The 8,100-nt window shown below is 58.4% G+C and carries 9 protein-coding genes and 1 pseudogene; 4 read left to right on the top strand and 6 right to left on the bottom strand.

Features of this window, described 5'->3' with window-relative positions:
• A partial coding sequence (locus HA48_RS18395; protein ID WP_128602614.1) for an autotransporter outer membrane beta-barrel domain-containing protein occupies positions 1 to 454 on the top strand: 454 nt, incomplete at its 5' end.
• Between the two features lie 7 nt (positions 455 to 461).
• Here HA48_RS18395 and recJ read toward each other — a convergent pair.
• The 3 genes and pseudogenes from recJ to xerD form a co-directional block, all read right to left on the bottom strand.
• A pseudogene (recJ, locus tag HA48_RS18390) lies at positions 462 to 2,185 on the bottom strand (single-stranded-DNA-specific exonuclease RecJ).
• A 9-nt stretch (positions 2,186 to 2,194) separates the two neighbouring features.
• A complete protein-coding gene (dsbC, locus tag HA48_RS18385; protein WP_128602613.1) occupies positions 2,195 to 2,908 on the bottom strand; it encodes a bifunctional protein-disulfide isomerase/oxidoreductase DsbC in 714 nt (237 codons plus the stop codon).
• Positions 2,909 to 2,930: 22 nt separating this feature from the next.
• Positions 2,931 to 3,857 carry a site-specific tyrosine recombinase XerD gene (gene xerD, locus HA48_RS18380; protein ID WP_128602612.1) on the bottom strand — a complete coding sequence of 309 codons (927 nt, stop codon included), beginning with the start codon at positions 3,855 to 3,857 and terminating at the stop codon, positions 2,931 to 2,933.
• A 68-nt stretch (positions 3,858 to 3,925) separates the two neighbouring features.
• On the opposite strand from xerD, the gene fldB reads away from it, so the two are divergent.
• Entirely contained in the window at positions 3,926 to 4,444 is a 519-nt protein-coding gene (gene fldB / locus HA48_RS18375; RefSeq protein ID WP_128602611.1) for a flavodoxin FldB, read from the top strand.
• Here fldB and HA48_RS18370 read toward each other — a convergent pair.
• Entirely contained in the window at positions 4,441 to 4,797 is a 357-nt protein-coding gene (locus tag HA48_RS18370; protein WP_244182900.1) for a protein YgfX, read from the bottom strand. The two genes, fldB and HA48_RS18370, sit on opposite strands and share 4 nt — an antisense overlap.
• A 37-nt stretch (positions 4,798 to 4,834) precedes the next feature.
• On the bottom strand, positions 4,835 to 5,101 hold the full coding sequence (sdhE, locus tag HA48_RS18365) for an FAD assembly factor SdhE (RefSeq protein ID WP_128602609.1): 267 nt from the start codon (positions 5,099 to 5,101) through the stop codon (positions 4,835 to 4,837).
• 228 nt (positions 5,102 to 5,329) lie between these two features.
• Here sdhE and ygfZ point away from each other — a divergent pair, with 228 nt between their 5' ends.
• Positions 5,330 to 6,313 (top strand): tRNA-modifying protein YgfZ, encoded by a 984-nt coding sequence (gene ygfZ, locus HA48_RS18360; RefSeq protein WP_128602608.1) that lies wholly within the window; start codon positions 5,330 to 5,332, stop codon positions 6,311 to 6,313.
• Between the two features lie 164 nt (positions 6,314 to 6,477).
• On the opposite strand, the gene trhA is transcribed toward ygfZ, so the two are convergent.
• A complete protein-coding gene (trhA, locus tag HA48_RS18355; protein WP_128602607.1) occupies positions 6,478 to 7,131 on the bottom strand; it encodes a PAQR family membrane homeostasis protein TrhA in 654 nt (217 codons plus the stop codon).
• Between the two features lie 180 nt (positions 7,132 to 7,311).
• Between trhA and HA48_RS18350 the strand changes: the two genes are divergently transcribed.
• Positions 7,312 to 8,043 (top strand): MurR/RpiR family transcriptional regulator, encoded by a 732-nt coding sequence (locus HA48_RS18350; RefSeq protein WP_128602606.1) that lies wholly within the window; start codon positions 7,312 to 7,314, stop codon positions 8,041 to 8,043.
• Positions 8,044 to 8,100 lie beyond the last annotated feature (57 nt).

The raw sequence follows: 8,100 nt of genomic DNA, 5'->3' as shown, positions 1-8,100 counted from the left end.
CTGGACAATCGCGGATGATTATCGCCTCGAACCCTATCTCGGCTGGCGTGAGACCGGTCTGCAGACCGGCGGATTCAGCGATCGCGGTAGCGCGTTTGGGCTGCGCGGCGAGGGTGACCGCTATCGCCGCAGCGTAGGCTACGGCGGGCTGGGGCTGAGCGCCCGTCAGAACTGGTCGGCGGGCTGGTGGAGCATGCTGAGCCTGTACGGTGAATATCAGTACGCACTACGCAATCCGTCGCTGGACGTCAGCGCCCGCTGGAGCGGGTTTGGCGATGAGCAGCAACGCTTTAGCATTCCGGGTATGCGGCTTGATCGCCAATCGCAGTGGTTGGGTGCCCGCATTGATGTGGTGCAATCGGCACGCGCACGCCTGTTCTTGCGTGCCGATCGCCATCTGGCCGCGCACGGTGATGAGAAAGTGCTGCGCGGCGGCGTTGACGTGAGCTTCTGATCGCTGATTACTGCGGCCAGATGTGGTCGATAATGAGCTGCACCGAGCGGTTGCCACGGTACTCGTTGATATCCAGTTTGTAGGCCAGCTGCACCTGACGCACGCTGCTGTCTGGCCACAACGTGGTATCCACGTTGAAGGCGATGCCATCCAGCAGCGGACCGCCGCCAAGCGGCTCGACCATCACTTTCAGGTGACGTTCGCCCACCAGCCGCTGCTGCAGCAGTTTGAACTGACCATCAAATACCGGTTCCGGGAATGCCTGGCCCCACGGCCCGGCTTCGCGCAACATCTCTGCCGTGTGCAGCGTAAACTCCTGCGCGTGCAGTTCGCCATCAGACCACATCACGCCCTGCAGCGCTTCGCCAGCCAGCCACTCATCAATCAGCGCGGCAAACCGCTGGCGGAACAGATCGTACTTCCCGGCTTCCAGCGACAGGCCCGCCGCCATGGCGTGGCCGCCAAACTTGATCATCAGGCCAGGATAGAGCGTGTCCAGCCGCTCCAGCGCATCGCGCAGGTGCAGGCCGGCAATCGAGCGACCGGAGCCTTTCAGCGTGCCGTCACCGGCGGGTGCAAAGGCAATCACCGGACGGTGGAAGCGCTCTTTCAGTCGTGAGGCGAGAATCCCCACCACGCCCTGATGCCACTCCGGGTGGTAAAACGCCAGCCCGAGCGGCAGATCGCTGTGCTGGCGCTCCAGCTCATCACACAGCGCCAGCGCTTCGCTTTTCATGCCCTGCTCAATCTCTTTACGCGTCTGGTTCAGCGCATCGAGTTCACTCGCCAGCATACGCGCCTGCGCGATATCTTCGGTCAGCAGCAGCGCCACGCCCACCGACATATCATCAAGACGGCCAGCCGCATTGAGGCGCGGCCCGACGGCAAAGCCAGATCGCTGGCCGCCAGCTGGCGCGCATCGCGGTTGGCTATCTCCAGCAGCGCGCGGATGCCGGCGCGGCACTTGCCGGCACGGATGCGACTCAGCCCCTGCCACACCAGAATACGGTTATTGGCATCCAGCGGTACCACGTCGGCAACCGTGCCCAGCGCCACCAGATCCAGCAGCTCGGCCAGGTTGGGCTCGCGGCGCGCCTCGCTGAACCAGTTTTGCTGACGCAGATGCGCCCGCAGCGCCAGCATCAGATAGAACGCCACGCCAACGCCCGCCAGCGAGCGCGACGGAAAGGCGCTGTCGCTGAGGTTAGGGTTCACAATCGCTTCCGCCGCCGGCAGCGTGTCACCCGGCAGGTGGTGATCGGTTACCAGCACCGGAATGCCGTGCTGATGAGCGGTCTCCACGCCCGCATGGGAGGAGATACCGTTATCGACAGTCAGGATCATCTCCGCGCCGCGTGCGCGGGCCTGCTCAACCACTTCCGGACTCAGGCCGTAGCCATCTTCAAAGCGGTTTGGCACCAGATAATCGATGTTGCCGCCCATGCTGCGCAGCGCCAGCACGGTCAGCGCGGTACTGGTGGCGCCGTCAGCATCAAAATCGCCAACGACCACGATGCGTTTGCCCTCCTGCAGCATCTGATGCAGCAGGGTGACCGCGTCATCAATACCGCCAAGGGTTTGCCACGGCAGCAGAAATTTCGCACCGCGCTCCAGCTCGGCGGCGTCTTTAATACCGCGCTGCAGATAGAGACGGCGCAGCAGCGGTGGCAGATCGGCGGGTAATGTTGCGTCGGCCTGCGCTTCGCGCCGACGCAGTTCTACAGAGTGCATCACGGTGTTTTAACCACCCCGCTTCTGACCATCAAGCACCTGCTTCAGCTCCTGCGGGCCCTGATAGCCAGGGATCATCATGCCGGTATCGGTGAGAATCGCTGGCGTACCCTGAATGCCGAACAGGATGCCGAGTTTGTAGTGCTGATCGAGATTAATTTTGCAGGTTGCCGGCGCGTCCATCTGCGGCGCATCGCCCTTCATGGCCGCATCGAACGCTTTGTTGCGATCGGCGCTGCACCAGATGGCTCTCATCGCTTTCTCCACCTGACCGTTCAGCCCTTCACGCGGGAAGGCGAGGTAACGCACGGTGATCCCCAGTGCGTTGTAGTCGGCCATCTGCTCATGCAGTTTGCGGCAGTAGCCGCAGGTAATGTCGGTGAAAACGGTGATAACGTGCTGCTCTTTCGGCGCTTTATAAACAATCATCTCCGGGGCCAGCGCCGCGACTTTCTTATCCAGCAGCTGGTTCGTCACGTTGACCGGCTGCGCGCCGCTGACGTCATAAAGTGGCCCCTGAATCATGTGTTTGCCGTCTTCTGTTACGTACAGCACGCCGCTCTCGGTGAGGACGGTTTTCATTCCCGGCAACGGTGATGGCTGAATTTCGGCCTGTTGCATGCCCAATTTTTTCAGCGCTTGCTGAATGGCGCTGTCGTCGGCATGAGCCAGTCCGGAAAAGCTGCTGACCAGCAAAGCCAGCATCGTTAACTGTTTTTTCATCGGAGATCCTTGTTGCCGCTGCTCAGGCGCGCGGATGATGCTGTTGATGTAACTGACGCAGGCGCTCAGTGGCAACGTGCGTATAAATTTGCGTTGTCGAGAGGTCGCTATGGCCCAGCAACATCTGTACGACGCGTAAATCCGCGCCGTGGTTCAGTAAATGTGTCGCAAATGCGTGACGCAGCACGTGCGGCGAGAGTTTTTCGCTATCGATACCGGCAAGGGTGGCATAGTGTTTGATACGATGCCAGAAGGTCTGACGCGTCATTTGCTGCGCGCGGTTACTCGGGAACATCACATCAATGGTCTGCCCATTCAGCAGCCACGGCCGGCCGTGCTCCATATAGTGCTCCAGCCAGTAAACCGCTTCTTCACCTAATGGCACTAACCGCTCTTTGTTGCCTTTACCGATTACCCGCACCACGCCCTGGCGCAAACTGACGTCGCTGATGGTCAATCCAGTCAGTTCAGAAACGCGCAAACCGGTGGCGTAAAGCAGTTCCAGCATCGCTTTGTCGCGCAGCTCCAGAGGGATGTCAACCGACGGCGCCTGTAACAGGCGTTCCACCTGCTGCTCGGTTAGGTCTTTTGGCAGTCGCTGTGGCAGTTTAGGGGCGGAGAGCAGCGCGCTGGGATCGTCGCTGCGCACCTTTTCACGGTACAGGTACTGAAACAGGCGGCGCATTGCACTGAGAGTGCGCGCCGAACTGGTGGCCTTATAGCCGCCCTCCACGCGCTCTGCGAGGAACTGCTGCAAATCGAGCGCCTCCAGCGTTAACAGCGTGCGTTCGTGATGGTGCAGCCAGGCGGTGAGCGTTTGCAGATCCTGACGATAGGACGCCAGCGTGTTCTGCGCCAGATTGCGTTCAATCCAGAGCGCATCAAGAAACTGTTCGATCAGATCGCTGTCCTGCACCGTATCCCCTCGCGCGTGTGAAATCGTGCTCATTATGCCTGAAACTGGCCGTCATCTGGTACAATTGCGCCAAAGTGAGTTTCAGCCAGAGCATTAACTGCATGAATATCGGTCTGTTTTACGGCTCAAGTACCTGTTATACCGAGATGACAGCGGAGAAGATCCGCGACTTTATCGGTGAAGAATTAGTCACACTGCACAATCTGAGAGATGACGATCCCTCGCTGATGGAGCAGTACGATTTGCTGATCCTGGGTATTCCAACGTGGGATTTCGGCGAGCTGCAGGAGGATTGGGAAGCGGTGTGGCAGCAACTGCCCGCGCTGAACCTGCAGGGCAAAATTGTCGCGCTGTATGGTATGGGCGATCAGGTTGAGTACAGCGAATGGTTCCTTGATGCGCTGGGCATGCTGCATGAGCTGCTGCAACCGATGGGCGTGCAGTTTGTCGGATACTGGCCGCTGGACGGCTATGAGTTTACCAGCAAAAAGCCGCTGACCGCTGATGGCACGCAGTTTGTCGGGCTGGCGCTTGATGACGTTAACCAGTTCGAGCTGAGCGATGAGCGCGTTGAGCAGTGGTGCGAACAGATCCTGACTGAAACGGCCGAACGGCTTTAACGCGGCACGCCGTCGTTTTGCAGCACGCAATGAGCCCGTAGCGCACGCCACGCCTGCGGGGGCAGGTTATCCTGCATCAGCCACAGTCGCCAGCGCTGGCCCTGTGCACCCCGCAGTACCAGCAGCACGCCCCACGGCAGCCAGTCCGCCTGACGCTGCAGCTGCCAGCGCGCACCACGCCAGTGCCAGTGCCCCTTCTCATCCAGCGCCAGCACGCCCTGACGCCGCACCAGCCGGCGCTCGTTGCGCCAGCACTCCAGCAGCATAAGCAGCAACAGCGGTGCACGGCCCCACGCCCAGTCGACAGGCCAGCTGAGGCTCAGCAAAAGCGTGCCGCACAGCAAAAACAGCATCACATTCAGCGCCCGTGCGCTGCGTGATGCCTGCAGATTACATTGCCACCGGACCGCGTTCACGATTGCGCTGCTGAATCAGTTTCACCATGCGTTTGAACTCGGGGTCGGCCGGCTCACCGTGATTCATCATCCAGTTAAACAGGTCAGGATCGTCACTTTTTAACAGCGCGATAAATACCTGCTTATCGCTGTCGCTCAGTGAATCGTACTCATATTTAAAGAACGGCATAATGGAGACATCCAGCTCCAGCATGCCGCGACGGCACGCCCACTGAACACGCGCTTTGTCATGAATATCCATGTCTCTTATTCCACAGCTGAAAACAGTGGGGCTCAGTGTACCTGCTTTTTAGACAGACTGCAGGGGCTGTGCTGCATGCTGCGCGCTGTGCCGCACAGCAGTTTTACGCATTGCAGGGTTATCACGCGATTTGTGCGCCAGATTCCGCAAACAGGTTGCAATGCCGCACTGCTCTTTTAACATTGGAAACATAATCACGGGATCAACCTTATCAATCAGGACGGACACATGCCGATTTTTACCCTTCCGCCGCGCCAGCCTGCTGCGCCGGCGCGCCTGCCTTTAACACTGATGTCGCTCGATGAGTGGGCGCTGGTTGCCGTGCAGGGCAAAGACAGCACCTCCTATCTGCAAGGCCAGCTGACGCTGGATGTCGCCGCGCTGGATGCGACGCAGCACCGTCCGGCGGCACATTGTGATGCCAAAGGGAAGATGTGGAGTAATTTGCGCCTGTTTCATCGCGGTGAAGGTTATGCCTATCTGGTGCGCCGCAACCTGCGCGATCAGCAGATTGCCGAGCTGAAGAAATACGCTATTTTTGCCAAAGTTACCATTGCAGCGGATGACGATGCGGTGCTGCTTGGCGTGGCGGGTTTCCAGGCGCGGGCGGCTCTGACCAGCCTGTTTGCGACCCTGCCCGATGCCACCACGCCGGTGGTGCAGCAGGATGACAGCACGCTGCTGTGGTTTGAACAGCCTGCCGAGCGTTTCCTGCTGGTGACGACGGCTGCGCAGGCTGCGGCGTTAAAAGAGAAGCTGGCCGGTGAAGCACAGCTGAATGACAGCATGCAGTGGCTGGCGCTGGACATCGCGGCGGGTATTCCGGTGATCGACAGCGCCACCAGCGCCCAGCTGATTCCGCAGGCGACCAATCTGCAGGCGCTGGACGCCATCAGCTTTAAGAAGGGCTGCTATACCGGGCAGGAGATGGTGGCACGCGCGAAGTTTCGCGGCGCTAACAAGCGTGCGCTCTACTGGCTGGCTGGCAATGCCGGCAAAGTGCCGGAAGCCGGCGGCTCGCTGGAGCTGCAAATGGGCGATAAGTGGCGCCGCACCGGTACGGTGCTGAGCGGCGTGCAGCTTGATGACGGCAGCGTGTGGGTGCAGGTGGTGATGAATAACGATCTGGAGCCGGATAGCGTGCTGCGCGTAGAGGGTGATGAAGGCGGGAAACTGATGATTCAGCCGCTGCCCTACTCGCTGGCGGAGTGATTCGCCGGAGGTTCGAACAACGTAACGCGAGCGCTACGTTCTGGCGGCCCTGACGGGTCGCCACGACCAAAACCGGAAAAGATGGGTTATTCAGCCACGGCAACATGGATGCACATAATGGATGTGGTAGTGGCGACCCGACAGGGCCGCCAGGCGCGCCACGGCTACATCACATAAAAATAGATGGCGCAGAAGTGCAGTACGCTGCCGCCCAGCACAAAGCCATGCCAGATCGCGTGGTTATAAGGAATACGGCGAGAGACGTAGAAAATCACCCCGAGCGAATAGACAATCCCGCCCGCTGCCAGCAGCCAGACGCCCCCTGCCGACAGTGTCATCGCCAGCTGATAGATCACCACCAGCGACAGCCAGCCCATACTCAGGTACGTCACCAGCGACAACACTTTAAAGCGATGCGCGATGGTCAGCTTAAAGATGATGCCCGCCAGCGCCAGGCTCCAGATCACCACCATCATCCCCTGCGCCAGCGGCGATTTCAGCCCCACCAGCAGAAATGGCGTATAAGTGCCGGCGATCAGCAGATAGATGGCGCAGTGATCGAATTTCTTCAGCCAGTATTTGGCCTTCTCATGCGGAATGGCGTGATACAGCGTAGAGGCGAGAAACAGCAAAATCATGCTGCCGCCATAGAGGCTGTAGCTGGTAATGGCCGTCGCACTGGCTTGCATATCAATAGCCTGCGTCAGCAGCAGCACCAGACCAACAATACCAAAAAGGCAGCCAATACCGTGGCTGATACTGTTGGCAATCTCTTCTGCCAGTGAATAGCCCTGCGCGATCATTCGGTTCTGTACCATAGCGTGAGGTTCCTGAACAACGGGGGTGGCAACTGTGCTTTTTCTGTTCAACAGAGTAGCGAAGAACCATTTCAGAGTACACATGTACGCTAAAATAATTGTGTGAAGGGGTATGACAACCTGGCGTGACGCCAATCTGCTACACTGCCGGTTCATTTTTACCTGATGAGCGCCGCACGCATGTTCGCACACAGCGATTTATCCCGCCTGAATGACCTGGAGATGCAGGTCTATCACTTCATCATTAAACATCGGGAAAGCGTCAGTTATATGACCATCCGTGAACTGGCCACGCAGGCGGGCGTCTCCACAACTACGGTGTTGCGCTTCTGCCGCAAAATGCACTGTGAAGGCTGGTCTGAATTCCGCATCCGCTTTCGTCTGGCGCAGGAGCAGGCAGCGCCACAGGTTATGCCCTCCGGTACAGGGGAGATGCTGAGCTTTTTTAAAAGCATTAATAATGAGGAGTTCGATCAGCACATCGCGGCGGCGGCGCAGTTAATTATTCAGGCGGAGCAAATCTATTTTATTGGTGCGGGAACCTCAGGCAGCCTGGGGAAATATGGCGCGCGCTTTTTCTCCAATATTGGCAAGTTCAGCCACCATATTGACGATCCCTATTATCCGGTAAGCAATAGCGCCCGGCAAAATGCGCTGGCGATTATTCTTTCGGTCTCCGGCGAGACGGAAGAGATTCTGCGCTTCGCCAGCCAGTTTAGCCTGAATCACTGTAAAATCATCTCGATAACCAATCATGAAAGCTGCTCGCTGGCGAAAATGGCTGATTTCAATCTCTCTTACCATATGCCGCAAATGAAACTGGGCGATCGGCTGGATATCACCACGCAGGTGCCGGTGTTATATATTCTTGAAACGCTGGGGCGTTATATTGCCCGTACCAGCGCGGTATAAAACACACTGTTTTCTTGCCGTAACAGATCACATATTCACGCCGCTGTTATAACGTGA

Source organism: Pantoea wallisii, from assembly GCF_002095485.1.
Classification (GTDB): Bacteria; Pseudomonadota; Gammaproteobacteria; order Enterobacterales; family Enterobacteriaceae; genus Pantoea; species Pantoea wallisii.
Note: the sequence above shows the minus strand (reverse complement) of the source record. Positions and strands in the feature narration are given on the sequence as shown.

What these genes read in the sequence shown, in the direction of transcription:
- ygfZ (WP_128602608.1), top strand. Translation starts at nt 5,330, where the DNA reads ATGCCGATTTTTACCCTTCCGCCGCGCCAGCCTGCTGCGCCGGCGCGC.
- fldB (WP_128602611.1), top strand. Translation starts at nt 3,926, where the DNA reads ATGAATATCGGTCTGTTTTACGGCTCAAGTACCTGTTATACCGAGATG.
- sdhE (WP_128602609.1), bottom strand. Translation starts at nt 5,101, where the DNA reads ATGGATATTCATGACAAAGCGCGTGTTCAGTGGGCGTGCCGTCGCGGC.
- xerD (WP_128602612.1), bottom strand. Translation starts at nt 3,857, where the DNA reads ATGAGCACGATTTCACACGCGCGAGGGGATACGGTGCAGGACAGCGAT.
- HA48_RS18350 (WP_128602606.1), top strand. Translation starts at nt 7,312, where the DNA reads ATGTTCGCACACAGCGATTTATCCCGCCTGAATGACCTGGAGATGCAG.
- trhA (WP_128602607.1), bottom strand. Translation starts at nt 7,131, where the DNA reads ATGGTACAGAACCGAATGATCGCGCAGGGCTATTCACTGGCAGAAGAG.
- HA48_RS18370 (WP_244182900.1), bottom strand. Translation starts at nt 4,797, where the DNA reads ATGCTGTTTTTGCTGTGCGGCACGCTTTTGCTGAGCCTCAGCTGGCCT.
- dsbC (WP_128602613.1), bottom strand. Translation starts at nt 2,908, where the DNA reads ATGAAAAAACAGTTAACGATGCTGGCTTTGCTGGTCAGCAGCTTTTCC.